Below are 25,796 nucleotides of genomic sequence, written 5' to 3'. Positions count from 1 at the left end.
CAAAGTTCACAAAGTTCACACTCGTGGGCGTTTTGCGCAGACGGCTGCGTCACACCGGACTTGATCCGGTTTGACGGTGGCGGGCGGTGGAATATCGCGCCCTTGACCGTCGTCAAAGTTCACGAAGTTCACACTCGCGCGCAACCGGCGTAGCGGGAAAACCGCGCATGGGGCGGGGTTGGCGGACGATGCGAAAGAGCAGCATCGACCCTGCCAGCCCCGACCCGTGTAGGAAAGTCAGGGGGCGATCTCCGCCCCGTCCCAGGCGAAGATGCGGCCGCTCTGTTCCGGGGTCAGGCCGTCGAGCACCGCCAGCATCCGCTCGGCGCTATAGGCCGGGGTGAACAGCTTTTCCGCCGGCACGCCGCGCTGGAACGGCTTGCTCAGCCCCGTGTCGACCGTGCCGGGATGGAGCGCGACGCACACCGCCTGGCGGTGGCTGCGCGCGAGTTCGATCGCGGCGGTGCGGACGATCTGGTTTAGGGCCGCCTTCGACGCGCGATAGCCGTACCAGCCGCCCAGCCGATTATCGGAAATGCTGCCGACCCGCGCCGAGACGCAGGCGATGGCGGACGGCGCATCCTTTGCCAGCAGCGGCGCGAAATGCTTCAGCGCCAGCGCCGGGCCGATGGTGTTGATCGCGAACAGATGCGCGAGCCGTTCGGCATCGAGGTCGGCAAGCCGACGCTCGGGACCGCTGGTGGCATCATGCAGGATGCCGGTCGCGACGATGACGCGGGTGAGCGGCGCGTCAATGCGGGCGGCGGCGGATCCGATCGAAGCGGGATCAGCGAGGTCGACGGGCAGGTAGTCGACGCCGGGTGGCAGTGTGTCAGGCGCGCGGCGGGCGGCGGCGATGACGCGGGTGTATTGGCCGCTTGAAGCCAGCGCCGCGAGCAGCGCCGCACCGATCCCGCCATTCGCACCGATGATGAGGGCTGTGGTCATCCTGCGTCCCCGTTGATTGATGCCATTCCAACGAGCGAACGGGGGCCGATGTCCTTGCACATGCCTTACCCGTTTGGACAGGGTTCTCCATTGCGTCGCAATCCGCTTTCCATCACGTTGCCGACCATGGATTTCATGAAGTGGCTCAATTCGATCGGCGATCTGCTGTACGAAGTGATGAGCTGGCTGGTCTTCTATCCCGTCACGCTGTGGCGAACGATCCGACGTCCGCTGGAGACGATGACCTATGCCGACCGCGAACTGCGCGATAGTGCGGGCGAACAGTTTACCGATACGCTGAACCCGCCGCTGTTCCTGGTCCTGTCGCTGTTCCTGACCCAAGCAGTCGGCGTTGCGATGGGCGGCGGTGTAAATCCGATCGTCGCGCAGAAGACCGGGCTGGCCGCGCTTATCAGCGACGATGCCAGCCTGTTGCTGTTTCGCCTGATCCTGTTTTCGCTGTTCCCGCTGCTGATGGCGACGCGGATGCTGCGCGCACGGGGGATCGCCCTGACACGACAGCGTTTGAAGCCGCCCTTCTACGCGCAATGCTATGCCTGCGCGCCGTTCGCATTGTTCGTCGGCGTCGGTACGTCATTGGCACACACAACCGTCGTTGCTGCACAATGGGCGGGGACGGTTCTGGCCATCGGGGCAGTGGGCGGATATCTGACCGCGCAGACGATCTGGTTCGAGCATCACCTCCAAAGCGGGCGGGCGCGGGCATTGCTGAACGCGATGCGCGTCTTTGCGGAAGCGGCGGTCGCCGCGGTGGCCATCGCGCTGTTGTTCGTCCTGCATTGATGGGACGATCCATGTCGTAAGCGTTTGGAAATACGACGATCTGTCGATAGCATTATCGCGACCGGCCGGACCGGTCGCCCCGTTCAGGGAGACAGACGATGCTGTTCACGCTTTCGACCGTCACCGCCGCCGCAACGGCATTGCTGGCCATTGCACCACCTCAGCCACAGGCAAGCGGGCTGGACGACATGGTCGGCGCACGTGCGGGCCAGGCGGAAGGGGAATTGATCCGGCGCGGGTATCGCAACGTCCGTGGCGAGAAAGGCGACGACCGCAGCTACAGCTATTGGTGGAATGAGCGGCGGCGGCAATGCGTGACCGTCGCGACGATGGACGGGCGCTATGCCTCGATCACGCCGACGACCGCGCCGGATTGTCGGCAGCAGGGCAATGAGCGTCGTCGCGACCGTTCCCCCGCCTGGTCCGATCGCCGCGAGCATGCCCCCGTGGCGACGGCCGACCTGTCACGTTATTGCCGGGGCGAAGCATCCGCCGCGTTCGGCCGCCGACCCGACGACATCACCACCGTCGGTGCGATCGCCGAGCGCGGCGGTGGATACAGCGTGCGCGGCTGGTACGAACGGGAAAAGCGCACGGCCTTCTTCACCTGTCGCTTCGATGCCGATGGCCGTTTTCTCAGCGTAAACTGACCACCAGGGGCGCCCGCACCGCGAGCGCCCCTGCCCCATCACCCCACCATGCCGCCGGCGGCGAGCACCGCCAGCGTCACCAGTTCATTGGCGGTGCTGGTCATCGGGGCGATCTGCACCGGCTTTTCCATGCCGATCAGCATCGGGCCGATCACGTCGTCGCCGCCCAGTTCGCGCAGCAGCTTGGCCGAGATGTTGGCCGATTGCAGCCCCGGCATGATGAGGACGTTGGCCGGACCCGACAGGCGGGCGAAGGGGAAGTTCGCCATCTGGCGCGGGTTGAGCGCGACGTCGGGGGCCATTTCGCCTTCATATTCGAAGCCGACCTGCCGCTTGTCGAGCGCGGCTACGCCGTCGCGGACGTTGTCGATCCACTGGCCCGACGGATTGCCGAAGGTCGAATAGCTGAGGAACGCGACGCGCGGTTCGTGGCCCATGCGACGGGCGACGGCGGCGGTGCGCTCGGCGATGTCAGCCAGTTCCTCGCCCGAGGGGCGTTCGTTGATCGTGGTGTCCGACATGAACACGGTATGGCTCTGCCCAACGAGCAGGTGGATACCGAACGGCACCTTGCCATCGACCGGATCGATCACGCGGCGGACGTCGCGGAACGTCTGCGCATAGGTGCGGGTGATGCCGGTAATCATCGCATCCGCGACGCCCAGCTGCAGCAGCACCGCGCCGAAGGTGTTGCGGTCCTGGTTGATGAGGCGTTCGGCGTCGCGCTTGAGGTAGCCACGCCGCTGGAGCCGTTCGTAGAGAAAGTCGACCATCTGCGGCACCATCTCGCTGGTGCGGCTGTTGTGGACTTCGTAATCCTCCGGATTGGCGACGCCGAGCGCCCGCAGCCGGTCGTGCACGTCGTCGCGGCCGACCAGCACGGGGATGCCGTAACCGCCTTCCTTGAACGCGATCGCGGCGCGCAGGACGACTTCCTCTTCGCCTTCGGCGAACAGCACGCGCTTGGGATGCGCGCGGGCGCCTTCATAGGCCATGGTGAGGACCGAGGTGGTTGGGTTGAGCCGCGCGCGCAGCTGCTGGCGATAGGCGTCCATGTCGAGGATCGGGCGCGTCGCGACGCCCGAATCCATCGCTGCCTTCGCCACGGCCGACGGCACCAGTTCCATCAGGCGTGGGTCGAACGGTGCGGGGATGATATATTCGGGGCCGAAGCTGTGCTGCGTACCATATGCCAGCGCGACTTCTTCCGGCACGCGCTGCCGCGCCAGTTCGGCGATGGCGTTGGCGGCGGCGATCTTCATCTCGTCATTGATGCCCGTCGCGCGCACGTCGAGCGCGCCGCGGAAGATGAAGGGGAAGCCGATGACGTTGTTGACCTGGTTCGGATAGTCCGAACGGCCCGTGGCGACGATCGCGTCGGGGCGCGCGGCCTTGGCCAGTTCGGGGCGGATTTCGGGTTCGGGATTGGCCATCGCGAAGATGATCGGCGACGGGGCCATGTCCTTGACCATTTCGGGCTTCAGCGCGCCCGCGGCCGACAGCCCAAGGAACACGTCGGCGCCGTGCAGCGCCTCGGTCAACGTGCGGCGGTCGGTGGCGGCGGCATGGGCCGACTGCCACTGGTTCACGTCCTCGCGCCCCTGATAGATCACGCCGGTGCGGTCGCACATGATGACGTTGTCGTGGGCGACGCCCATCGCCTTCATCAATTCGGTGCAGGCGATGGCGGCGGCACCCGCGCCGTTCACCACGACCTTCACCTCGGACAGCTTGCGCTTGGTCAGCAGGCAGGCGTTGATCAGGCCGGCGGCGCAGATGATCGCGGTGCCGTGCTGGTCGTCGTGGAAGACGGGAATGTTCATGCGTTCGCGCAGCGTCTGCTCGATGATGAAGCATTCGGGCGACTTGATGTCTTCGAGGTTGATGCCGCCGAAGCTCGGCTCCATCAATTCGACCGCATCGATGAACCGGTCGACATCCTCGGTCTTCAGCTCGATATCGATCGAATCGACATCGGCGAAGCGTTTGAACAGGACGGCCTTGCCCTCCATCACCGGCTTCGACGCCAGCGCGCCGAGATTGCCGAGGCCGAGGATGGCGGTGCCGTTGGAGATTACCGCGACCAGATTGCCCTTGGCGGTATAGTCGTACGCGGTGGCGGGATCGTCGTAGATCGCCTTCACCGGTACCGCGACGCCGGGCGAATAGGCGAGCGCCAGGTCGCGCTGGGTCGCCATCGGCTTCGATGCGATGATCTCGATCTTGCCCGGACGCCCTTCGGAGTGGAACAGCAGCGCCTCGCGCTCGGAAAACTGGTCGGTGGTTTCGGACACTGGCGCTTCTCCCGTTTCCATGGGCTTTACGCAGCGGAAGGCGGGTCGGGCAAGGGTGTTGGTCGGGCCAGCGGCGGTTTGATATGCTTGCGTCCGGCCCGCCCGCGACAGTATCGCCCGGCGATGGCAACCAAGGCTCCGGGGTCCGACTCCCCCGCCCCCACCCCGATGATGCAGCAATATCTGGCGTTGAAGGCGGAGGCCGACGACTGCCTGCTGTTCTACCGCATGGGCGACTTTTTCGAGCTGTTCCATGACGATGCGAAGATCGCCGCCGCCGCCCTCGACATCGCGCTGACCGCGCGTGGCGAGCATGAGGGGGCGAAGATCCCGATGTGCGGCGTGCCGGTGCACGCGGCCGAGGGCTATCTGGCGCGGCTCATTAAGGCCGGGCACCGCGTCGCCATCGCAGAACAGGTCGAAAGCCCGGAAGAGGCGAAGCGCGCGCGGGGGTCGAAGGCGCTGGTGGGGCGCGCCATCGTCCGCGTGGTGACGGCGGGGACGCTGACCGAGGAGGCGCTGCTCGACGCCCGTGCGGCCAACTGGTGCGCGTGCATCGGCGAGGCGGCAGGCGGCGTGGCGATTGCCGCCGCCGATGTGTCCACCGGCAGGTTCGAGGTGATCGAGACCGACGCCACCGGCCTGACCGCCGCGCTGGCCCGGTTGCAGGCGGTCGAGGTGGTCGCGGCGGAAACCTCCGCCTTTGCCGAGGTCGCGACGCTGCTGCGGTCGAAGGCCGATTTCGACAGTGCGGGGGGCGAGGCGCGGTTGAAGGCGCTCCACGGCGTCGCGACGCTCGACGGGTTCGGGCAGTTTTCGCGCGCGGCGCTGGCGGCGGCGGGCGGGCTGATCGCCTATCTCGACCATACCGCGCGGGGGCAGCTTCCGTTCCTGCGCCCGCCGGTCTGCGCGGCGGATGGGCAGTGCATGGCGATCGATGCGGCGACGCGCGAGAGCCTGGAACTCACCCGCACCGCCGCCGGCGCACGGGCGGGCAGTTTGCTGGCCGAGGTCGACCGGACGGTGACGGGTGCCGGCGCGCGGTTGCTGGCGAGCGATATCGCCGCGCCGTTGATGGACCGCGCGATGATCGAGGCGCGACTGGCGGCGGTCGGCTGGGCGCATGACGATCCCGGTCTGCGCGACGAACTGCGCACCACGCTGCGCGCGCTGCCGGATGTCGGGCGCGCGCTGGGGCGGATCGCGGCGGGTCGGGGGTCCCCGCGCGATCTGGGGCAGTTGCGCGACGGGTTGAGCGCGGCGTGGACGCTGGGGCAGCGGCTGGACAAGTTGCCCGCCGTGCCGGTGCTGGTTGCCGATCTCGCACCGCGTTTGCGCGGGCATGGTGAGCTGATCGACCTGTTGACGCGGGGCCTCGTGCCGATGCCGCCGATCGATGCGGCGGCGGGCGGGTTCGTTGCCGAGGGGTATGATGCGGCGCTCGACGCACTGCGCGATACCGGGGCCGGCGGGCGGCGGGCGATCGCCGCGCTGGAGGCGCAGTATCGCGAGCGCACCGGGATTTCGGCGCTGAAGATCCGCCACAACGGCGTGCTCGGCTATCATGTCGAGGTGCCGGCGCGGGTCGCCGACAAGCTGATGGCGGCCGAAAGCGGCTTTACCCATCGCCAGACGCTGGCCGGGGTCGTCCGCTTCAACGCGCCCGACCTGCACGACGCGGCGCTGAAGGTGACGCAGGCGGGCGCACACGCGCTGGCCGCCGAAGCGGCGCATCTGGAAGCGTTTACCGAAGCCGCGCTGGCCAGGCGCGAGGCCATTGCCGCGACGGCGGATGCGCTGGCGCGGATCGACGTGACGGCGGCGCTGGCCGAACGTGCGGCGGAGGGCGGCTGGGCAAGGCCACAGCTGGTCGATCACGCCTGCCTTGATATCGTCGGCGGACGGCATCCGGTGGTCGAAAGCGCGGTGGCGAAGAGCGGCGGGCGGTTCGTGGCGAATGACTGTCGCCTGTCCGAATCCTCGCGACTGTGGCTGGTCACGGGTCCGAACATGGGCGGCAAGTCGACCTTCCTGCGGCAGAACGCGCTGATCGTCGTGCTGGCGCAGGCGGGCAGTTTCGTGCCGGCGACCTCGGCCACGCTGGGGCTGGTCGACCGGTTGTTCAGCCGGGTCGGCGCGTCGGACAACCTGGCGCGGGGCCGATCGACCTTCATGGTCGAGATGGTCGAGACCGCCGCCATTCTGGCGCAGGCGACGGCGCGGTCGTTCGTCATCCTCGACGAAGTGGGGCGTGGCACCTCGACCTATGACGGCCTTGCGATCGCGTGGGCGGTGGTCGAGGCGATTCATGAGGATAATCGCTGCCGCTGCCTGTTCGCGACGCATTACCACGAGCTGACCCGGCTGGCCGAACGCTGCGACGCGCTGTCGCTGCACCATGTTCGTGCGCGCGAGTGGAAGGGCGACCTGGTGCTGCTGCACGAACTGGCCGAGGGGCCGGCGGATCGCAGCTACGGCATCGCCGTCGCGCGGCTGGCCGGATTGCCGCCAGCGACGCTGCAACGGGCAAAGGCGGTGCTGGCGAAGCTGGAGGCGGGCAAGGCGAAGACCGGCGGTATCGCGGCGGGGCTGGACGACCTGCCACTCTTTGCCGCGATGGCCCCGGTCGAGGAAGCGCCGGTCGATGGCCTGCGCGAGGCGCTGGCAGGGCTGGACGTGGATGCGATGTCGCCGCGCGAGGCGATGGAGGCGCTGTACCGGTTGAAGGGGCTGGCGTAGCGCCGCATCCGGCCTGTTGGCGGGTGGGAGGACGTCCAGGTCGCTGACGTCTTGGTGGAGGACACCCCCCTCCACCCCTCGCTTGCGCGAGCGGTCCCCCTCCCCGTGCCGGGGAGGATTTAGAATCGTGGCAATTCGTCCTTCGTGATGTAGCGCGGCGAATGATAGGCGGCCTTCAGCGTTTCGGCGGTGTTCTGCACCCCGTCCTGCAACCAGCGCGTGTGCCATGTCATGAACCACAGCCAGTCGGCCTGCGGACCCAGCAGCGTCGGGTCGGGGATCGGGCCGTTTTCGTGCAGCGCGATCGGCACGGTGTCGCCGACGATCGCCTTTACGCCTGCGAACATCGTGGCCAGATTGCCGTGGTGATCGACATAGGTGTCGGCCCCCGCCACATCGACATAGGCGCGGCCGGGATAATAGTCGGCATCGGGCACGTCGGCGAACCCCAATACCCAGATCAGATTGTCGAGCCGGCGTTCGTCGACGAAATAGCGATACATGGTCCGCCACAACCGCTTGAACCCGACCGGTCCCCACTGCCCCCACCAGAACCAGCTGCCGGTGAATTCGTGGAACGGCCGCCACAGCACGGGAACGCGCGCATCGCGCAGCTCGGTCAGCAGGTCCGCGATCTGTGCCATGTCGCGGTGCATCGCCGCGTGCTGCGGCGTGCCGGGCGTCAGCGCGGCCCGCACGTCGAATGACCGTTTCGAATTTTCGTACCCCGTACCCCGGTCGGGCGCGCCCCAGTGCCAGCAGATGCTGGGGATGCCGCCCTCCTCCCGCCACCAGCGCGTCGCGCGGGCGTTGACGGCGGCATTGTCCTTCGGATCGATATAATCGAGGCCGAGGATCGCGGGCAGCTTGCCGGTCGTGCGCTCCAGAAAGTCGAGTTCGGCGCGCGGCCCCTGCGCCGTCCAGCTCGATTCCTGCTGCCCGGTCAGCGTGCGCTTGCCATAGATGCTCCAGAAATAGCGATAGAGCGCCCGCGCCTCCGCCGACGCACGCGGGTTACTCAGCCGGTGTGCCGGGGCCGCCATTGCCGGCATCGCGGTGCCGAGCGCCATCGATGCCAGTCCGCCCAATCCCTGTCGTCGCGTGATCCGCATCGCGATCCTCCCCATCCTGTCGTCCCGGCACGCTGGGCGGATGAATAACAAAAATCAACATTCGATTTCATGGGGCGCGCGTAGCGGATAGGAAACGGCCATGACCGACCTGTCCGCGATCGTGGCCGATATCGCCGCAGAAATGGCCGACGCGCCCGATCGCGGCACGCCGGCCGATTATATCCCGCCACTCGCTGCCGTGGACCCTAAACGCTTCGGCATGGCGGTGATCGAGGCGGACGGGACCTGCCATCTGGCGGGCGATACCGAGGAGAGTTTCTCGATCCAGTCGGTATCGAAGGTGTTCGCGCTTACGCTGGCGCTGGGGGCGGTCGGAGACCAGTTGTGGAAACGGGTCGGGCGCGAACCGTCGGGCAGCGCGTTCAATTCGATCGTGCAGCTGGAAAGCGAACACGGCATCCCGCGCAATCCGTTCATCAACGCCGGCGCGATCGTGGTCGCCGACATATTGCTCGGCCGCTACGAACCGCGCGAGGCGCTGGGCGAGCTGTTGCGCTTTGTCCGTGCGGCGGCGGGTGAGGACGGCATCTTCATCGATGAAGCCGTGGCGCAGGCGGAGCAGGACACCGGGTTCCGCAACCTGGCGCTGGCCAGCTACATGCGGGCATTCGGTAACCTGCACCATGATCCGCACGTCACGCTGGGGGTGTATTTCCACCAGTGCGCGCTGGCGATGAGCTGTCGGCAGCTGGCGCTGGCCGGGCGGTATCTGGCGGCGGGCGGGGTCAATCCAACGACCGGGCGCAACGTCGTGTCGGCGCAGCGGGCGCGACGGATCAACGCGCTGATGCTGACCTGCGGCCATTATGACGGGTCGGGTGAGTTCGCGTTTCGCGTGGGTCTTCCGGGCAAGAGCGGGGTCGGCGGCGGTATTCTCGCCATCGCGCCGGGGATCGCGTCGATCGCGGTGTGGTCGCCGGGGCTGAATGAGCGGGGCAATTCGCAGCTTGGTACGTTGGCGCTGGAGCGGCTGGTGCAGCGCACCGGGTGGTCGGTGTTCGAGCCGCGGTGACGGTTGGTTGGGGCCACCGTTCTTCATGCACGCTACGTCACCCCGGACTCGATCCGGGGTCCCGCTTCTTCTGCTACGGCCGGTGAAAAGCGGGACCCCGGATCAAGTCCGGGGTGACGATGATTCAAACGCTACGAACTCCCCAACCCGCCGTACCCCCGCGCAGGCGGGGGTCCAGAGCGCCGGACGGAGACGTCGCGATCATGGCCCTGGATCCCCGCCTGCGCGGGGATACGGTTGCGCGCCGGTCGCTACCGCACCGCCGCCGGCTGCGGCGTAAAGCTCGTCACGTTCGCCATGCCGTTCGCGCCGAAGGTGATGATGTGGCGCGATCCTTCCTGGCAGGTGGCGACCCAGCTGCCGGGCTTTTCGCCCTTTTCGGACTTGGTGACGCCCTGGCAGGGCAGCCCCGCGTCGCGGATCGCGCGGATGAACACGCCGTCGCGCTGGCCGGGCGACAGGGCGTCGACCTTGGTCGCGGTTTCCGCGGCTTCCTGCGCATTGGCGGCAGCGGCCTGATTGGCGGCGGCCTGTTGTTCCGCACTCGGCCCACACGCCGCCAGCATCAGCGATCCACCCAGCATCACCAGCAACGCACGCATATCCTGTCTCCCGTATGTGCCGCAGGCGCGGCGACTGTCCGCCTCGGACAAAGCCCGGCCGCGCCTGCGGGTTCCCTCATCCTTACCGCTGATACGCCTTGGGCAACCCCTGTTCGGCGGGGTTGAGGTAGCGGTCGCGCAGCCGGGTCTGGCGGTTGGTCAGCGGCTGTTCGATGCCGTCGATGAACAGCTGGGTCGGGGCCGATCCGATCTCCAGCGGATCGCCGTCCCAGATCACCACGTCGCCGCGCCGCCCGGCGATAAGCGAGCCGATCTCCCCCTCCATCCCGATCGTGCGCGCGGGCAGCGAACTGATCGTGGCGAAGGCGGCGTTCCAGTCGAGGCCGGATGCGCCCGGCACCTTCGACAGCGCGACGAGGTTGCCGGCATATTGCCGCACCAGCCGCGCCTGCCGCGCTTCGTCGTCGCCGATCATGCCGATGCCGACGACCACCCCGGCGGCCTTCATCCGGCCGATGTTCGACTGGGTGGCGGCGAGCTGTTCGAAGCTGGCGGGCAGGTCCGACAGCGCGCTGGCCAGCACCGGCACGTTTGCCGCCGCGATCTGTGCCGCGACGGTCCAGCCTTCGCTCGCCCCCACCAGTACCGGCTTCAGGCCGGCGAACTCGCGCTTCAGGGAAAGGACGCCGAGAATGTCCGACGCGCGTTCGACATGGATCAGCAGCGGGACCTGTCCGGTCAGCACCTTTTGCAGCGCCTGTGCATCGGCGCGGGTCAGCAGCGCTTCCTTGCCGCGATCGGCGAAGCTGGCCGGGTTGCGGGCATAGGCCTGCGCCTCGAACAGCGCGTTGCGGAACAGCGCCATCGCCGCCGGGCGGCTGCCGCCCGCCGCGCGTGCGCCGGCCTCGCCCCATTCCATGAACTGGAACGCCTGGGGTTTCGTCACCGCGTCCATGTCGTTGCCGAGGTCGATGACCGCGCCCTGGCCCCCGAAGATCGATCCGCCGGTATCGGGCGCGACGATCGCGCGGGTGATGCCGTCGGTGCGGTTGATCGCGATCGGCGTCGCGCGCGGATTGACCGCCGAGGCGATGTCGAGACCCGCATTGAACACGCTCTCGCGCGCCGAGGCATCGTTGGTCGGCGACACGCCGTCGACCTCGACGATGCCCAGCCGGGTGAAGCCCGCGACGAGGCCCGGCGTGACATAGCGTCCGCCGGCATCGATGGTGCGACCGCCCGCCGCAGCGCCACCGCGCCCGGCGCTGACGACGCGCCCGCCGCGCACGACGACGGTGCCGCCCTCGATCGGGGCCGATCCGTCGCCGAGCACGAGCTTTGCATTGGTGATGGTCACGTCCTGCGCGACGGCAGGGGCGGCAAGGGTGCTGCTTCCGAGCAGAACGGCGAGAAACAGACGCTTCACTTCACATCCCCTTCGCCGGGCTGGCCGAGTTCGAAATCGGACACCGGTCGCAATTTCGGGTTGTTCGCGTCGTAGAGCAGCGCGCCGTCGACCCACACCATCTGCGGGCGGGTATAGACGCTGAACGGATCGCCGTTCCACAGCACGACATCGGCCATCTTGCCCGCCTTCAGCGAGCCGGTAACCTTGTCGATGCCCAGCGCCCGCGCCGGATTGATCGCCAGCCACGTCCAGGCATGTTCGGGCGTCACGGTGATGCCGGCACGCCGGGCGGAGGCGATGACCTTCGCCACTTCCTGGTTCAGCCGCTGGATGCCGTTCTCGCTGTCCGAATGGATCATCGCGCAGGCGCCCTGCTGGTCGAGGATCGCGAGGTTCTCGCCGATCGCGTCGTAGCTTTCCATCTTGAAGCCGTACCAGTCGGCCCAGACCGCCGAACAGACGCCGCGCGCCTTCAACAGGTCGGCGATCTTGTAGCTTTCGACGGCGTGGTGGAAGGCGGTGACCTTGTACCCCATCTCCTGCGCCATATCCATGACGATGGCCATTTCGTCGGCACGGTAGCAATGGTTGTGGACGAGAATTTCGCCGTCCAGCACGCCGCGCAGCGTGTCCATCGCCAAGTCGCGGCTGGGGGCTTCGCCGCCGTCCGCCTCGTACTTGTCCCACTTGCGGTCGTACTCGCGCGCTTTCAGCCAGGTCGCGCGGTCGACCGCGATGTTGCCCATGCGGGTCGACGGCATCCGCCCCTTCGACCCATAGACGCGCTTCGGGTTTTCGCCGCACGCCATCTTCAGGCCGTACGGCGCGCCGGGGAACTTCATCGCCTGCATCGTGCGGCCATAGACGTTCTTCAGCGTCACCGAACGGCCGCCCATCAGGTTCGCCGAACCCGGCAGGATCTGCAGCGTCGTCACCCCGCCATTGGTCAGCGCACGGGCAAAGCCCGGGTCCTGCGGCCAGACGCTGTGTTCGGCCCACACTTCGGCGGTGACCGGGCCGGTCATCTCGTTGCCGTCGCTGTTGGCCTCCACGCCGGGGCTGGGATAGTCGCCCAGATGGCTGTGGACGTCGATGACGCCGGGCGTCACCCATTTGCCCTGCCCGTCGATCACGGTCACGCCATCGGCGGCGGCGATCGTCTGCCCGACCTCGACGATCTTGCCGTCACGGAACAGCACCGAGCCGCGGTCGATCCGCCCGCCCTCGCCGTCGAGGATGGTGACGTTGGTGACCAGCGTCGGTCGCCCCGGATAGGCGTGATAGGTCGAGGGAAACGGGTCGTGGTCATAGCCCTTGCCAGCACCTGGCGCCTTGTCTTTCCCCGCGTCGGCAGACGCCGAGCGCACCGGCTTTCCATCGCCGGTACAGGCGACCAGCCCGGCGGCCAGCGCCGCAAGCGTCAATGTTCGGATCACGCGGAAACTCCCCTTTGGTATCTATGGTTCAGCCGAAAACGGCGTCGAAGTCGTCGGTGCCCGCCCCCTCCTTGGCGGTCCGCACCTCGTGATAGACGGCGGCGGCACCGACGGCCGGAAACACGCCGAGCAGCGTCGAAAAGATCGCCTGGATCGCGGCGCTCAGCCACGGATCGTTGGCGCCGAGCAGCGCCACCGCCAGCCCCTGCACCATGCCGCTGACGATCAGCCACAGCACGCCGGCAATGACCAGCAACAGCAACAGCCGCCAGCGCATCCCGCGCATCAACTGGCTGCTGCGCCCGAAACATTCGATCGGCCCCTCCCCCTCCGCCGCCATGACCGGCAGGATGACGAACCAGGTGAGCATCAGCACCAGCGCGGGAACGATCAGGAACACCATGCCGAGCATCAGTGCCATGCCGAACAGGATCAACATGCCCAGCGCCGGCAGCGTCCGCCGCAGCGCCATGCGCAGTGTCGCCGGCAGGTCGATCGCGCGGTTCTCCAACGTGTCGACCGCGATGCCGGTCATGAACAGCTTTACGAAGGGGTAGAGGAACAGCCAGAGCAGGCCGAACGGACCCACCATCGTTGCCATCCGCAGCACGCGTTCGGGATCGTTCACCCCGAACGTCGCGAACGACGTCGCCAGCGTCACCGGCGCGTTCAGCAGCGCGCTGGCCGCGAACAGCGCCAGCGGCGCACCGCCGATCGCGGCAAAGGCGTTGGAGATCACCCGGCCCATGCCGAACGGATACGGCGATCGTCGCCCTTCGAACAACGCGCCGCCGATCGCCACCGCCAGCAGCAGGACCGGCAACGCCAGCAACAGGATCGCGAACGCCGCCATGGATATGCTTGCCCCCTCACGACCGCCCCCGGCCAAGATCCGAAAGCTAGGGTGGAAAAGCGTTGCATGTAAATCGGCGATTTGCTCCAAGCGTGCCCACGCCACCACAGGCGGCAGGGGGACCGAGTTTGGCGGGGGCGCAAGGGGCGGACGGACTGGGCCATGCCGTCGCGTCGGTGCTACCGGTCGATTCCGCGCAGGTTGACGCCGCGTGGAAGGCGATCCGCGCCGATCCGTCGATCCAGTTCGACCTGCCCGAAAAGATCGTGGAGCCGCGCGATCCGCCGCCCGAATGGCTGGAACCGGTGCTGCGCACCATCGGCAATTTCGTGCAATGGGTCGGCGGCGGCTGGCGGGTGATCCTGTGGATCATCGCCATCGTCATCATCGTCGCGCTGCTGTTCGCGCTGGTCCCGTCGCTGCGCGCGTGGATCGCCGAGAAGCTGGGCCGGAACCGCATGGTCGAGGAGGCGCCGGTGTGGGCACCGACCGAAACCCGCGCCCGCGCCTTGCTGGAGGATGCCGACGCGCTTGCCGCTGCGGGACGGTATGACGAGGCGGTGCACCTGCTGCTGTTCCGCAGCATCGACGATATCGTCGCATGGCGCGGCGACGTGGTGCGCCCGGCCGATACCAGCCGCGATATCGCGCGGGCCGACGCATTGCCCGAAAACGCGCGCGGCGTGTTCGCCGGGATCGTCGCCGCGGTCGAGCGCAGCCTGTTCGGCGGGCGGGCGCTGGTGCAGGACGACTGGCAGCGGGCACGGGCCGACTATGCCGGCTTTGCGCTGAAGGGCGCGCGGTGAGCCAGTCCTCGCCCTTTGCCGTCCGCACGGTCGTCATCCTGGTGGTCGGCGGCGCGCTGTTGCTGCTGGCCTCGATCCTGATGTCGGGCTTTGGCGACGAAATTGCGCGGGCGACGGGCGAGGCGCCGGCGGCGGATCGCAAGGACGGGGCGGGCTATCACGCGTTCCAGCGGCTGGTGGCGGCGGTGCAACCGGCCGAAGGGGACGTGACCGAACCGCTGGTCGCGGGATCGATCCTGATCCTGACCCCGACCGAGGCGACCCGGCCGGAAGATATCAAGGCGATCGTCGACAAGCGCATCGCGGTGGCATCGGCAATGAGCGGCGGCGACGATTTCGTCGCGGAGGAAGGCCATCCGCTGATCCGCTTCCCCACGCTCATCATTCTGCCCAAATGGCAGGTCGAAAAGCTGCCGTTGCAGGGTGGCCGCGTGCGGCGCACCGGCGAGGCGGATTTCAGCAAGCTGGCGAAGCTGGTCCCGGCCGAAATCCAATGGCACCGGGAGGATCGCGGCAATGTCGGTATCGTTGCCGAAGAATATCCGGGCCTGCGATCGTTCGCCCTGCCCGACCGTGAACTCAACGCGATCGCGGGCGACGGCATCACGCCGCTGATAGGCGCGCGCGACGGCGCGGCGGTGCTGGGACAGGTGGGGACGAGCGATACGTTCGTGCTGGCCGATCCCGATCTGGTGAACAACCGCGCCATGGCCGACGAACGCAATGCGAAGGCCGCGCTGGCGATGCTGCGCGCGATCGATCCCGAACATGGCGGCCGCGCGCTGTTCGACCGGTCGCTGCATTACACGCGCGGCGACCGCAATCTGGTGAAGCTGTTGTTCCTGCCGCCGTTCCTGGGGGTCACCCTCGCGCTGATCGCCGCCGCCGTGCTGGCCGGCATCGCCGCGGCCGGGCGGTTCGGGCCGCCGATGACCGAAAAGCGGGCGGTGGCGGCGGGCAAGCGCGCGCTGATCGACAATATCGTCGCGCTGACCCGGCTGGCCGGGCGAACGCCGCTGTCCGGCACACGCTATGCCGACATGATGCTGGAGCTGTTGTCGCGGCGGTTGCTGGGCGACGAAGCGCCCTCGGCCGAGCGGCTCGACCGGGTGCATCCGGGCTATTCCGATATCGACCGTCGCCTGCGCGATGCCGACACCGAGGGTGCGGCACTGGCGGCGGCACGGGACCTTACCGCATGGAAGAAGGAAACAGGCGCATGACGCTCGACGAGGTACGGTCGCTGGGATCGGCGATCGACCGGGAGATCGCAAAGGCGGTGGTCGGACAGGCGGGTGCCGTCCGCCTGCTGACCATCGCGCTGTTCTCGGCCGGTCACGTCCTGCTCGAAGGACCGCCGGGCACCGCCAAGACGCTGCTGGCGCAGAGTTTCGCGCGCACGCTCGGCCTCGATTTCGGGCGCATCCAGTTCACGCCCGACCTGATGCCGGGCGATATCATCGGGTCCAACCTGTTTAATTTCCAGACGTCGACCTTTGCGCTGACGCGCGGGCCGGTCTTTTGCGAATTGCTGCTGGCCGACGAGATCAACCGCACCCCGCCCAAGACGCAGGCGGCCTTGCTGGAGGCGATGCAGGAACGCCGCATCACCATCGACGGGCGTACCGAGCACCTGTCCGACCGCTTCACCGTGGTCGCGACGCAGAACCCGATCGAGCAGCAAGGGGTGTACCCGCTGCCCGAGGCGCAGCTCGACCGGTTCCTGTTCAAGATCGCGATCGGCTGGCCCGATCTCGACGCCGAACGCGCGATCGTCGCGCAGTACGGCACGCGCACCGGCACCCCCGCACCGCAGGATTCGGGCGTGGCGCAGGTCGCGGACGGCGGTGCCATCGCCGCCGCGATCGATGCGGTCGGTCAGGTGCGGCTGGTCGACGAGGTGATCGACTATATCGTCCGGCTGATCCGTGCGACGCGCGAGCATGGCGACCTGTCGTCGGGTGCCAGCCCGCGTGCCGCATCGGCGCTGGCCGCCGCATCGCGGGCCGGGGCCGCACTCGACGGACGCGATTATGTGATCCCCGACGACGTAAAGGTGCTGGCCCCCGCCCTGCTGCGCCACCGCCTGATCCTGTCGCCCAGCGCCGAGATCGACGGGCGGCGGGTCGATGATGTCGTCGCCAGCCTGATCGCATCGGTCGAAGCGCCGCGATGATCGTACCCACGCCCCGCGCCATCCAGCTGACCGCGTTCGCCGCGCCGGTCGGGCTGGCGCTGGGCGTGCTGGCCCCGGCGGCGTGGATCGCCGCACCGCTGTGGATCGCAGGTGTGCTGGTGCTGATCGTCGCCGACGCGGTGCTGGCGCGGAAGCCGGTGCTGGCGATGCCCGCCGGGCTGCCCGCGACGCTGAACCTGGGAGAGACGTTTTCGCTGGGCGATGCCGACGTTGCCGCCGCGTTCGACGGCCCGGTCGAGCGCATCGGCCCCGGCCGCTTTCGCGCGGAACGGCGCGGCAAGGCGCGGCTGCGGCGGCTATGGGCGCGGCAGGCCGGCCCGATGGGGCTGGCATGGCGACAGGCGAGCGCGAAGGCGGAGCGCGACATTCCCGTGCTGCCCGATATCCGCCCGGTGCGCGACCAGGGGATGCGCCAGTATCTGAACAGCGTCAGCGTCGGCAATCGGCTGCGCCGCGACCATGGCGACGGGCAGGATTTCCAGATGCTGACCGATTTCGAGGCCGGCATGGAACGCCGCTCGATCGACTGGAAGGCATCGGCCCGCCACGCATCGCTGCTCGCGCGCGAATTCCATACCGAGCGCGACAACATGATCGTGTTCGCGGTCGATGCCGGGCGCGCGATGACCGATCCGGTCGGCGAACTTCCGCGCGTCGATCGGGCGGTGTCGTCGGCACTGCTGGCGGCGTTCGTCGCGCTCAAATCGGGCGACCGGGTACGGCTCTATTCGTTCGGTGCGCGGCCGCAGGTCGACAGCGGCAGCATCGGCGGCGGCACGCGCGGCTTCGCCCGGCTGCACCACGCCGCCGCCGATATCGACTATGGCGCGGAGGAGAGCAATTATACGCTCGGCCTGGTCACCCTCGACCAGAAGCTCGACCGGCGCGCGCTGGTGGTGCTGTTCACCGAATTTACCGATACGACCAGCGCGGAACTGCTGCTGGCCGCTGCGCAGCGGATGCTGAAGCGCCACCGCGTGCTGTTCGTGCTGTTCCGCGATATCGAGCTGGAGGGGTTGCGCGATGTCGAACCGGCGCATGCCGACGATCTGGTGCGCGCGAACGTCGCCCACCTGCTGCTGCGTGACCGGGCGATCGTCGTCGAACGGCTGCGGCGGATGGGGATCGATGTGATCGAGGCGACCGCCGACGCGATGCCGCTGGCGCTGGTCGAACGCTATCTGAACCACCGGGAGCGCGGCCGTTGACCATAACCTTCGCCACCCACCATTTCCGTGCCGAACGCGAAAGCGACTGGGCGCGGCTGGAGGCGTTGCTCGACCGGCTGGAAAAGAAGTCGCCGCGCCGGTTGTCGGACGACGATCTGATCGACCTGCCGCGCCTGTACCGCGCCACGCTGTCGGCACTGTCGATCGCGCGGGCGACCTCGCTCGACGCGTCGCTGGTCGGCTATCTGGAGGCGCTGTCGACGCGGGCCTATTTCGCGCTCTATTCAGCGCGCGAGCCGTGGTGGCGGCAGGTGACGACGTTCTTCACGACCGGCTGGCCGCGCGCGGTGCGGGCGATTGCCCCCGAACTGCTGCTGTCGACCGCGCTGCTGATCCTGAGCGCGATCGCTGCCTATCACCTCTGCCGCACCGATCCGGCATGGTATTCGGCGATGATCTCGCCCGAACTGGCCAGCGGGCGCGACATGAATGCCAGCGCGGCGACGCTGCGCGCCTCGCTCTATTCCCCGCCGGACCAGGGCGGGCTGCACGTCTTTGCCACCTCGCTGTTCACCCATAATTCGCAGGTCGCGATCATGGCGTTCGCGCTGGGGTTCCTGTTCGGTATCCCGACGATCATCCTGTCGGTGCAGAATGGCGCGATGGCGGGCGCGATGTTCGCCGCGTTCGTGCCGCACGGCCTTGGCTGGGGCCTGTTCGCGTGGCTGATGATCCACGGCACGACCGAGATCGGTGCGATCGCCATCGCGGCAGCGGCGGGGATGCATATCGGCCGCGCCGTCGCCTTTCCCGGCGAACGCACCCGCATGGCCGCCGCCGCCGATGCCGGCCGGCGCGGCGCGGTGGTGATGATCGGCGTCATCCTGATGCTGCTGATCGCCGGGCTGCTGGAGGGGTTCGCCCGGCAACTGGTCAATGACGACAGCGCGCGGCTGGCGGTCGGTGGCGGGATGCTGGCGCTGTGGACGCTCTATTTCACGTTCGGAGGCCGGCGTGGCGCGGCGTGACCGCAAGGCCCGCCGCCCACGCGCGGCCCGCACGCTCGACCGGCAGCTCATCACGCCCGAAGGGGTGCCGCTGAACCTCCGGCTCGGGTCAGCGGGATCGCGCGCGGGGGCGTTCCTGATCGATGCGATTATCATGCTTGCGGTGCTGGTCGGCGCGTCGCTGCTGATCCTCGCGCTGGTAACCGGAGGGCCGAGCGGCGCGTCTTCGCTCTATGCGGTCGTCTGGCTGCTGGGCTTCTTCCTGCTGCGCAACTTCTATTTCGTGCTGTTCGAGGCGGGCAAGCGCGCGGCGACGCCGGGCAAGCGGCTGATGAAGCTGCGCGTCGTGTCGCGCGACGGCGCCCGGCTGACCGGATCGGCGGTGCTGGCCCGCAACCTGCTGCGCGAGATCGAGGTGTTCCTGCCGCTGTTCTTCCTCGCCTTCGCCTTTGCCGAGGGGATGGCGACCGCGTGGACCGCGACGCTGGCGCTGGGATGGGCGTCGATCCTGCTGTTCCTGCCGCTGTTCAACCGCGACCGGCTGCGCGCTGGCGACCTGATCGCAGGCACATGGGTCGTGGAGTGCGAGGTGCGCAAGCTGGGCGAGGATCTGCTGGTGCAGACCGCCCATGCGCACGACCAGGCACGGATCGCGCCGTTCACGCCCGCCGAGCTGGACGCCTATGGCGCGTTCGAATTGCAGCGGCTGGAAGAGGTACTGCGCCGGAACGACCGCGCCGACCTGTACGCCGTTTCGACCGCGATCCGCCGGAAGCTGGGCCGGCACGAGGAGGGCTATGACCTCGCCTTCCTCGAAGCCTATTATGCTGCCCTGCGGCATCATCTCGAAAGAAAATTGCTGTTTGGCCAGCGAAAACGCGACAAATTCGATCAGTTTGGAGCAAGTTAACCTGCGGCTATACCCGCCGTTAACGGTCGCGCTACCATGCAACCGCCATGACGACGGCCATCACCCAGCAGCGGATCGGAATGGTGACCGCGCTGGTCTATTTCCTGCTGTCGTCGGCGGTGATCCTGTCAAACGATCAGGGTGGGTTGTCGAGCGTCGCGCCGGCCACGCCGTTCGTCCTGTCCCTGCTGATCGCCCGGCCGCGACGCGACTGGCGCGCGATGTTGATCGGTGCCGCGATCGGCAGCATGGCGGCGACGTCGCTGTTCGGTTTCGGCGTGACGGCGGCGGTGCCGATGGCGATCGCCAAGGTGGGCGAGGTCGGGGTGGCGGCGTGGCTGTTCCGCAAGCTGCGCGTGCGGCGGGGCTATTTCGGCTCGCTCGACCGGATCGGGCGGTTCGTCGCGGCGGTCGGGGTCATCGCCCCGGCGCTGGGCGCGACCGCCGCCGCCAGCGTGGTCGCGTTCGGGTACGGCCTGCCGTTCGAACGGCAATGGCGCATCTGGTTCGTCGGCCACAGCCTCAGCATGATTACGATGACCCCTGTCCTCTCGCTGCTGCTGAGCGGCGCGATCGGGCGGGCGTGGCGCGATGCCGGGCGACAATTGCGGATCGAGGCGGCGGTGCTGCTGACGGCGACGGCGGCGGTCACCGCCACGATATTCCTGCAAAGCGATCGGCCGCTGCTGTTCCTGCCTGCGCTGCCGGTGATGCTCACCACGTTCCGGCTGGGATTGCCGGGGGCGGCGGCGTCGGCGATCCTCGTCGCGCTGATCGGCGGCTATGCGACGTCGCAGGGTTTGGGGCCGACGTCCTTCATTGCCGGCGACCTGCAGTCGCGAATGGAGTTCTTCCAGTTCTACATGGCGTGTACCGTGCTGACGACCTTTCCGGTTGCCGCCGACCTCAGCCGGCGACAGGCGCTGTACCGGCGGCTGCGCGAGAGCGAGGCGCGCTATCGCCTGCTGGCCGACCATTCGACTGATATCGTGCTCGGAACCGATATCGGCGGGCGGATCACCTATCTCTCCCCCTCGATCGAACAGATTGTCGGGCGCAGCCCGGCGCAACTGCACGGCAACCGCGCGCTGGAGATGGTGCATCCGGTCGACCGCGACATGGTGCTGGTCGCGCATCGCGACGCGCTGACCGATGTCGGGGGCACGCAGATCGTCGAATATCGCGCGCGGGTGGCCGATGGCGCGCTGCGCTGGTTCGAATCGCATACCCGCGCGGTGCTGGACGATCATGGCGCGGTGACGGGCACGGTGTCGATGATCCGCGACGTATCGCATCGCAAGACGCTGGAGGCCGAACTGTCGCGTGCGGCGTCGACCGATCCGCTGACCGGCCTGGCAAACCGGCGGGTGTTCGACGCCGCGCTGGCCCAGCGGGTCGACGTCGCGGCACAGGGCGGCATCGCCGGCTGCGTCGCAGTGTTCGACCTCGACCATTTCAAGGCGGTCAACGACCGCTACGGCCATGACGCCGGCGACCATGTGTTGCAGGCATTCGCCCGGATCGCACGCGGGGTGATGCGCGATGGCGATGTCGTCGCGCGGCTGGGCGGCGAGGAATTCGGCATCCTGTTCCCCGGCACCCGCATCGAACAGGCGCATGCGCTGTGCGAACGGCTGCGCACCACGCTGGCCACGACACGGCTGCGCCATGGATCGTCGGTCGTCGGACTGACGGTCAGCGCCGGGATCGCCCCGGTCGACGGCGCGGGCAGCGCGGCGGCGGTGCTGCGCGCGGCTGACATGGCGCTCTACGGCGCCAAGGCCGATGGGCGCGATCGGCTGCGGCTGGCGGCCTGATCCGCGTTCCCATCGCGGCACGCCAGCGGTAACTTGCCGGTGTCGACGCTCGGCCGATCGGTGCTAGGGTCGCCGGCTATCGAGGCAACGAGAGAGGCTGCTTTGCGCGAGACATGGTATCGCGACCCGCGACTGGGGCTGGCGGCGGCGGTGCTGGCCGGGATTGTCGTCGGCATCGCCGCGGGGGCGGCGGGCCAGCCCGGCTGGCGGCTCCTGCTGCTGGCGCTCGCGGGCTTTGCGCTGGTCGCGTGGGGGTGGTTTGCGGTGCAGGGGATCGCCTGGGTCTGGCGACAGCCCGACCGCGCCGACGTGCTGCGCGCGCTCAGCCTGCAACGCAGCCAGCATGCCTTCAACCATGCCGCATGGGGCCGGTTCGATCGCGATGCGGCGATGCTGCGGATGTTGCTGGCCGAACGCGCGCTGATCCCGATCGAGGCGGAACTGGTGCGCCACGCCATGGCGGTCGAGCAGTTCGACGCGGTGGCGGCGACCCTGCCCGGCTTTTCGCAGGCGGCGGCGCATTGGTACGACATCGCGTCGCAGGGCCATGCCGCCCTGCCCCCCGCCACCCCGGTCCCGACGCCCGCTGCATTGGACGAAGCCGCGCAGCAGATCCCCGCAACGCTGACCGACGAGGAGGATCGCCGCGCGGCGCTGCACTATCTGGCGGTGCGCAAGCGGCTGGCCGCCGACCGCGCGGCAGTGGAACGCGAGCGGACGGCGGCGTTGCGCAAGCTGGCCGCGCCACCGCCGGGCGTGCCGGTGGAATAGCTCCTCCCCGGCACGGGGAGGGGGACCATGCGTAGCATGGTGGAGGGGGCTGTCGGCATACGGGACCGTTGCGTTGCGGGGCGGTCCCCCTCCACCATCGCCTTCGGCGACGGTCCCCCTCCCCGCTCGCGGGGAGGAATTACATCGCCAGCACCCGCCGGGCCTGGGTCAGATGCGGGGCGTCGACCATTCTGCCGTCGACCTGCAATGCGCCGGCATCGGGGTTCGCGGCAAAGGCATCGACGATCGCCTGCGCCCGTGCGACCGCCTCGGCCGAGGGGGTGAAGGCGGCGTTGATCGCGGTGACCTGCGCCGGGTGGATTGCCATCATGCCGGTAAAACCGTCGCGCGCGGCGCGCGCGGCATAGGCGGCGAGGCCCGCGTCGTCACGGATCGCGGGATAGACGGTATCGATCGCCGCGACCCCGGCGGCGTGCGCCCCAAACAGCGTCAGCGACCGCGCCATTTCATAGGGCGCAGTGTAGCGACCGTCCTCCTCGCGCGAGGCTGCGGCACCGATCGCGGCGGGCAAGTCCTCTGCGCCCCAGGTGATGCCGGCAAGGCGATGCGCGACCGCGCCATAGCTGCCGAGCTGAAAGATCGCCGCCGGGGTTTCGGTCGCGATCGGCAGCAGGCGGATGTCGGAAAGGCCCCGTTCGGCCAGCAGCGGGTCGAGCGCCGCAATCGTTGCCGCCCCTTCCGCCTTCGGGACCATGATCCCGTCGGGGCGGGTGCCGGCCAGCGCATCGAGATCGGCCAGCGCCAGCGGTCCATCGACCGGATTGATCCGCACGAAGCGTGGCAGCGACGCCCCCTCGCCCAGCCATGTGCGGACGGCAGCGCGGGCGCTATCCTTGGCGGACGCTGCCACGGCGTCCTCAAGGTCGAGGATCAGCGCGTCGGCACCGCTGGCGGCCGCCTTGGCGAAGCGATCCGCCCGGTCACCGGGCACGAACAGGAGCGAGCGCAGTTTCATGGCCGCCGCTGCAACAGCGCGGTGCGCAGGCAGCGGCAGACGACCTCATCCCGCTGGTTGTGCAGTTCGTGGGCGAAGGTGACGATCCCGGCATCGGGGCGCGAGCGGCTGTCCTTCAGCGCGGTAACCTCGGTCGTGGCGCGCAGCGTGTCGCCGAGGAACACGGGCTTGGGCATCACCAGCTGGTCGTAGCCGAGGTTCGCGACCAGCGTGCCGAGCGTCGTCTCCCCCACCGACAGCCCGACCATCAGCGCGAAGGTGAAGGTGCCGTTGACGAGAATCTGCCCGAACTCCGACGCCCTCGCCGCCTCCGCATCGATGTGCAGCGGCTGCGGATTGTGGGTCATCGCCGAGAACAGGAGATTGTCGGTTTCGGTCACCGTCCGGCGGATCGGGTGGTCGATCCGGTCGCCGATCTGCCAGTCGTCATAATAGCGGCCGCTCATGCTGCGTCCTTTTCGATGCGGGCAAGGACGACGCCCTCGGCCACCTGCCCGCCGGGGGTAGCGGTCAGATCGGCGACGATGCCGTCGAACGGGCTGAGCAGCGCCTGTTCCATCTTCATCGCCTCCAGCACGACTAGCCGCTGTCCGGCGGTCACGTGGTCGCCCGCCGCAACTTCCACCGCGACGATGCGGCCGGGCATGGGCGAGAGGATCGCCCCGTCGCCGGCCGATGCACCGCCGCCCTGCCCCGCGACCGGCGCGGCGAAGGGGAACGCCTCGCCAGCGGCGAACAGGACGCGCTCAACGCCGACCTGCGCGATGCTGGCGCCCGGCGTCGGGGTGACGAGGCGGGTGGCGCCGCCGATCGCCACCGCCACCCGCGCGTCGGGCGCGGCATTCAGGCGGAAGCCGGGGAGCGCGCGCCATGGGTCGATCGGGTCGTGCTGGACCAGTGCCGCCGCCGCCGCGCCGGCGATGGCGTCCGACGCATGGCCATCGGGCACCAACCGCTCGGCATGGCGTTCGATGAAGCCGGTGTCGATCGCCTCGGCCACGAAGTCGGGGTTGCCGGCACAGCGGGCGAGGAAGGCGGCGTTGGTGCGCACCGGCCAGACCTGTACTGACGCGGCGGCCGCAGTGAGCTTCGCAGCGGCTGCGGTGCGGGTGGGGGCATGGACGATCAGCTTGGCGATCATCGGGTCGTAATGCGGGGTGACCGCATCGCCCTGTTCCACCCCGGCATCGACGCGGATGTCGGTCGGCAGGTGGAGATGGGCGAGCGGGCCGGTGGAGGGCAGGAAGCCGGTCGCTGGGTTCTCGGCATAGAGCCGCGCCTCCATCGCCCAGCCGGTGATAGACAGCTCGTCCTGACGCTTCGGCAATGGTTCGCCCGAGGCGACGCGCAGCTGCCACTCGACCAGATCGGTGCCGGTGATCGCCTCGGTGACCGGGTGTTCGACCTGCAGCCGGGTGTTCATTTCCATGAACCAGATGCGATCGGCACGTAGCCCTTGCGACGCATCGGCGATGAATTCGATCGTGCCCGCCCCGACATAATCGACCGCGCGGGCGGCGCGGACGGCGGCGTCGCACACCGACGCGCGGGTCTCCGCGTCCATGCCCGGCGCAGGCGCTTCCTCGATCACCTTCTGGTGGCGGCGCTGCAGCGAGCAGTCGCGTTCGAACAGGTGGACCGCATTGCCATGGGTGTCGCCGAAGACCTGCACCTCGATATGGCGAGGCGACAGGATGTATTTCTCGATCAGCACGCGGTCGTCGCCGAACGACGCGGCGGCTTCGCGGCGGCAGCTGTCGAGCGCGTCGGCAAAGGCGTGCGCATCGTCGACGCGGCGCATCCCCTTGCCCCCGCCGCCGGCCACGGCCTTGATAAGCACGGGATAGCCGATCGCGTCGGCTTCGGCGCGCAGCCGCTCGGGCGACTGGTCCTCGCCCAGATAGCCGGGCGTCACGGGCACGCCGGCGGCGATCATCCGCGCCTTGGCCGCGTCCTTCAGGCCCATCGCGCGGATCGCCGATGCGGGCGCACCGACCCAGATCAGACCGGCGGCGACTACCGCCTCGGCGAATTCGGCATTTTCGGACAGGAAGCCATAGCCGGGGTGGATCGCCGCCGCGTTCGTTGCGCGGGCGGCGGCGAGAATCTTCGCCTGGTCGAGATAGCTTTCGCGCGCCGGGGCCGGGCCGATGCAGACGGCCTCATCGGCTTCGCGGACGAAGGGCAGGCCGGCATCGACGTCGCTGTGCACGGCGATGGTCCGCACGCCCAGCCGACGGGCGGTACGGATGATGCGGCGGGCGATCTCTCCGCGATTGGCGATCAGCAGCGATTCGATCATC

General features: G+C 68.6%; 22 protein-coding genes. 12 read left to right on the top strand and 10 right to left on the bottom strand.

Annotation, left to right across the window (positions count from 1 at the left end):
* Positions 1–237: 237 nt before the first annotated feature.
* The gene (locus ASE67_RS08700) at positions 238–948 is read right to left on the bottom strand and encodes an SDR family NAD(P)-dependent oxidoreductase (protein ID WP_055759550.1); all 711 of its coding nucleotides are present in this window, start codon (positions 946–948) and stop codon (positions 238–240) included.
* 135 nt (positions 949–1,083) lie between these two features.
* On the opposite strand from ASE67_RS08700, the gene ASE67_RS08695 reads away from it, so the two are divergent.
* Both ASE67_RS08695 and ASE67_RS18450 read left to right on the top strand, forming a co-directional pair.
* Positions 1,084–1,752, top strand: a complete 669-nt coding sequence (locus tag ASE67_RS08695) for a hypothetical protein (protein WP_235511849.1) — start codon at positions 1,084–1,086, stop codon at positions 1,750–1,752.
* Between the two features lie 98 nt (positions 1,753–1,850).
* Positions 1,851–2,402, top strand: coding sequence for a YsaB family lipoprotein (locus tag ASE67_RS18450; RefSeq protein WP_055759543.1), 552 nt, complete (start codon positions 1,851–1,853; stop codon positions 2,400–2,402).
* Between the two features lie 38 nt (positions 2,403–2,440).
* Here the strand turns inward: ASE67_RS18450 and ASE67_RS08685 are convergent, their stop codons facing one another.
* Entirely contained in the window at positions 2,441–4,696 is a 2,256-nt protein-coding gene (locus tag ASE67_RS08685) for an NADP-dependent malic enzyme (protein ID WP_235511848.1), read from the bottom strand.
* Positions 4,697–4,864: 168 nt separating this feature from the next.
* Here ASE67_RS08685 and mutS point away from each other — a divergent pair, with 168 nt between their 5' ends.
* Positions 4,865–7,435: a DNA mismatch repair protein MutS gene (gene mutS / locus ASE67_RS08680; RefSeq protein ID WP_055759537.1), complete on the top strand. Its 2,571-nt coding sequence runs from the start codon at positions 4,865–4,867 to the stop codon at positions 7,433–7,435.
* 119 nt (positions 7,436–7,554) lie between these two features.
* Here the strand turns inward: mutS and ASE67_RS08675 are convergent, their stop codons facing one another.
* Positions 7,555–8,547: a glycosyl hydrolase gene (locus tag ASE67_RS08675; protein WP_235511847.1), complete on the bottom strand. Its 993-nt coding sequence runs from the start codon at positions 8,545–8,547 to the stop codon at positions 7,555–7,557.
* Between the two features lie 100 nt (positions 8,548–8,647).
* Here ASE67_RS08675 and ASE67_RS08670 point away from each other — a divergent pair, with 100 nt between their 5' ends.
* Positions 8,648–9,580 (top strand): glutaminase, encoded by a 933-nt coding sequence (locus ASE67_RS08670; protein WP_055759535.1) that lies wholly within the window; start codon positions 8,648–8,650, stop codon positions 9,578–9,580.
* 251 nt (positions 9,581–9,831) lie between these two features.
* Here ASE67_RS08670 and ASE67_RS08665 read toward each other — a convergent pair whose 3' ends face one another.
* The 4 genes from ASE67_RS08665 to ASE67_RS08650 all read right to left on the bottom strand — a co-directional run bounded on the left by ASE67_RS08665 (position 9,832) and on the right by ASE67_RS08650 (position 13,840).
* Positions 9,832–10,182, bottom strand: a complete 351-nt coding sequence (locus ASE67_RS08665; protein WP_055759530.1) for a hypothetical protein — start codon at positions 10,180–10,182, stop codon at positions 9,832–9,834.
* Positions 10,183–10,264: 82 nt separating this feature from the next.
* The gene (locus tag ASE67_RS08660; protein ID WP_055759527.1) at positions 10,265–11,569 is read right to left on the bottom strand and encodes an amidohydrolase family protein; all 1,305 of its coding nucleotides are present in this window, start codon (positions 11,567–11,569) and stop codon (positions 10,265–10,267) included.
* Positions 11,566–12,987, bottom strand: coding sequence for an amidohydrolase (locus ASE67_RS08655; RefSeq protein ID WP_443025554.1), 1,422 nt, complete (start codon positions 12,985–12,987; stop codon positions 11,566–11,568). The genes ASE67_RS08660 and ASE67_RS08655 overlap by 4 nt, the downstream gene beginning before the upstream one ends.
* Before the next feature lie 28 nt (positions 12,988–13,015).
* The gene (locus ASE67_RS08650) at positions 13,016–13,840 is read right to left on the bottom strand and encodes a hypothetical protein (protein ID WP_055759524.1); all 825 of its coding nucleotides are present in this window, start codon (positions 13,838–13,840) and stop codon (positions 13,016–13,018) included.
* Between the two features lie 128 nt (positions 13,841–13,968).
* Between ASE67_RS08650 and ASE67_RS08645 the strand changes: the two genes are divergently transcribed.
* From ASE67_RS08645 to ASE67_RS08610, 8 genes are all read left to right on the top strand, one after another.
* Positions 13,969–14,646, top strand: coding sequence for a hypothetical protein (locus ASE67_RS08645; RefSeq protein ID WP_235511846.1), 678 nt, complete (start codon positions 13,969–13,971; stop codon positions 14,644–14,646).
* Complete coding sequence (locus tag ASE67_RS08640; RefSeq protein WP_055759518.1) at positions 14,643–15,869, top strand: hypothetical protein; 1,227 nt, start codon at positions 14,643–14,645, stop codon at positions 15,867–15,869. The genes ASE67_RS08645 and ASE67_RS08640 overlap by 4 nt, the downstream gene beginning before the upstream one ends.
* A complete protein-coding gene (locus tag ASE67_RS08635; RefSeq protein WP_055759515.1) occupies positions 15,866–16,822 on the top strand; it encodes an AAA family ATPase in 957 nt (318 codons plus the stop codon). Before ASE67_RS08640 ends, ASE67_RS08635 begins: the two co-directional genes overlap by 4 nt.
* Positions 16,819–18,051, top strand: a complete 1,233-nt coding sequence (locus ASE67_RS08630) for a DUF58 domain-containing protein (RefSeq protein ID WP_055759512.1) — start codon at positions 16,819–16,821, stop codon at positions 18,049–18,051. Before ASE67_RS08635 ends, ASE67_RS08630 begins: the two co-directional genes overlap by 4 nt.
* On the top strand, positions 18,048–19,040 hold the full coding sequence (locus ASE67_RS08625) for a stage II sporulation protein M (RefSeq protein ID WP_055759509.1): 993 nt from the start codon (positions 18,048–18,050) through the stop codon (positions 19,038–19,040). Before ASE67_RS08630 ends, ASE67_RS08625 begins: the two co-directional genes overlap by 4 nt.
* Complete coding sequence (locus ASE67_RS08620) at positions 19,027–19,929, top strand: RDD family protein (protein ID WP_055759506.1); 903 nt, start codon at positions 19,027–19,029, stop codon at positions 19,927–19,929. The genes ASE67_RS08625 and ASE67_RS08620 overlap by 14 nt, the downstream gene beginning before the upstream one ends.
* Positions 19,930–19,976: 47 nt before the next feature.
* Positions 19,977–21,746: a sensor domain-containing diguanylate cyclase gene (locus ASE67_RS08615; protein WP_055759503.1), complete on the top strand. Its 1,770-nt coding sequence runs from the start codon at positions 19,977–19,979 to the stop codon at positions 21,744–21,746.
* A gap of 102 nt (positions 21,747–21,848) precedes the next feature.
* A complete protein-coding gene (locus ASE67_RS08610; protein ID WP_055759501.1) occupies positions 21,849–22,517 on the top strand; it encodes a hypothetical protein in 669 nt (222 codons plus the stop codon).
* 139 nt (positions 22,518–22,656) lie between these two features.
* On the opposite strand, the gene ASE67_RS08605 is transcribed toward ASE67_RS08610, so the two are convergent.
* Genes ASE67_RS08605 through ASE67_RS08595 form a run of 3 tightly spaced genes read right to left on the bottom strand, consistent with a single transcriptional unit; the run spans position 22,657 to position 25,795 of the window.
* A complete protein-coding gene (locus ASE67_RS08605) occupies positions 22,657–23,493 on the bottom strand; it encodes an HpcH/HpaI aldolase/citrate lyase family protein (RefSeq protein WP_055759498.1) in 837 nt (278 codons plus the stop codon).
* Positions 23,490–23,939, bottom strand: a complete 450-nt coding sequence (locus ASE67_RS08600) for a MaoC family dehydratase (protein WP_055759495.1) — start codon at positions 23,937–23,939, stop codon at positions 23,490–23,492. The genes ASE67_RS08605 and ASE67_RS08600 overlap by 4 nt, the downstream gene beginning before the upstream one ends.
* Complete coding sequence (locus tag ASE67_RS08595; protein WP_055759494.1) at positions 23,936–25,795, bottom strand: acetyl/propionyl/methylcrotonyl-CoA carboxylase subunit alpha; 1,860 nt, start codon at positions 25,793–25,795, stop codon at positions 23,936–23,938. The genes ASE67_RS08600 and ASE67_RS08595 overlap by 4 nt, the downstream gene beginning before the upstream one ends.
* Position 25,796: the final 1 nt, after the last annotated feature.

Origin of the sequence: Sphingomonas sp. Leaf23, assembly GCF_001421585.1 — a bacterium.
In the GTDB taxonomy this organism is placed as follows: Bacteria; Pseudomonadota; Alphaproteobacteria; order Sphingomonadales; family Sphingomonadaceae; genus Sphingomonas.
This window is presented reverse-complemented; position numbering and strand designations above follow the sequence as displayed.

Coding starts and splice junctions, on each gene's coding strand:
- ASE67_RS08675 (WP_235511847.1), bottom strand. CDS start 8,547: ATGCGGATCACGCGACGACAGGGATTGGGCGGACTGGCATCGATGGCG.
- ASE67_RS08695 (WP_235511849.1), top strand. CDS start 1,084: ATGAAGTGGCTCAATTCGATCGGCGATCTGCTGTACGAAGTGATGAGC.
- ASE67_RS08700 (WP_055759550.1), bottom strand. CDS start 948: ATGACCACAGCCCTCATCATCGGTGCGAATGGCGGGATCGGTGCGGCG.
- ASE67_RS08635 (WP_055759515.1), top strand. CDS start 15,866: ATGACGCTCGACGAGGTACGGTCGCTGGGATCGGCGATCGACCGGGAG.
- ASE67_RS08650 (WP_055759524.1), bottom strand. CDS start 13,840: ATGGCGGCGTTCGCGATCCTGTTGCTGGCGTTGCCGGTCCTGCTGCTG.
- ASE67_RS08630 (WP_055759512.1), top strand. CDS start 16,819: ATGATCGTACCCACGCCCCGCGCCATCCAGCTGACCGCGTTCGCCGCG.
- ASE67_RS08595 (WP_055759494.1), bottom strand. CDS start 25,795: ATGATCGAATCGCTGCTGATCGCCAATCGCGGAGAGATCGCCCGCCGC.
- ASE67_RS08600 (WP_055759495.1), bottom strand. CDS start 23,939: ATGAGCGGCCGCTATTATGACGACTGGCAGATCGGCGACCGGATCGAC.
- mutS (WP_055759537.1), top strand. CDS start 4,865: ATGATGCAGCAATATCTGGCGTTGAAGGCGGAGGCCGACGACTGCCTG.
- ASE67_RS18450 (WP_055759543.1), top strand. CDS start 1,851: ATGCTGTTCACGCTTTCGACCGTCACCGCCGCCGCAACGGCATTGCTG.
- ASE67_RS08615 (WP_055759503.1), top strand. CDS start 19,977: ATGACGACGGCCATCACCCAGCAGCGGATCGGAATGGTGACCGCGCTG.
- ASE67_RS08665 (WP_055759530.1), bottom strand. CDS start 10,182: ATGCGTGCGTTGCTGGTGATGCTGGGTGGATCGCTGATGCTGGCGGCG.
- ASE67_RS08605 (WP_055759498.1), bottom strand. CDS start 23,493: ATGAAACTGCGCTCGCTCCTGTTCGTGCCCGGTGACCGGGCGGATCGC.
- ASE67_RS08670 (WP_055759535.1), top strand. CDS start 8,648: ATGACCGACCTGTCCGCGATCGTGGCCGATATCGCCGCAGAAATGGCC.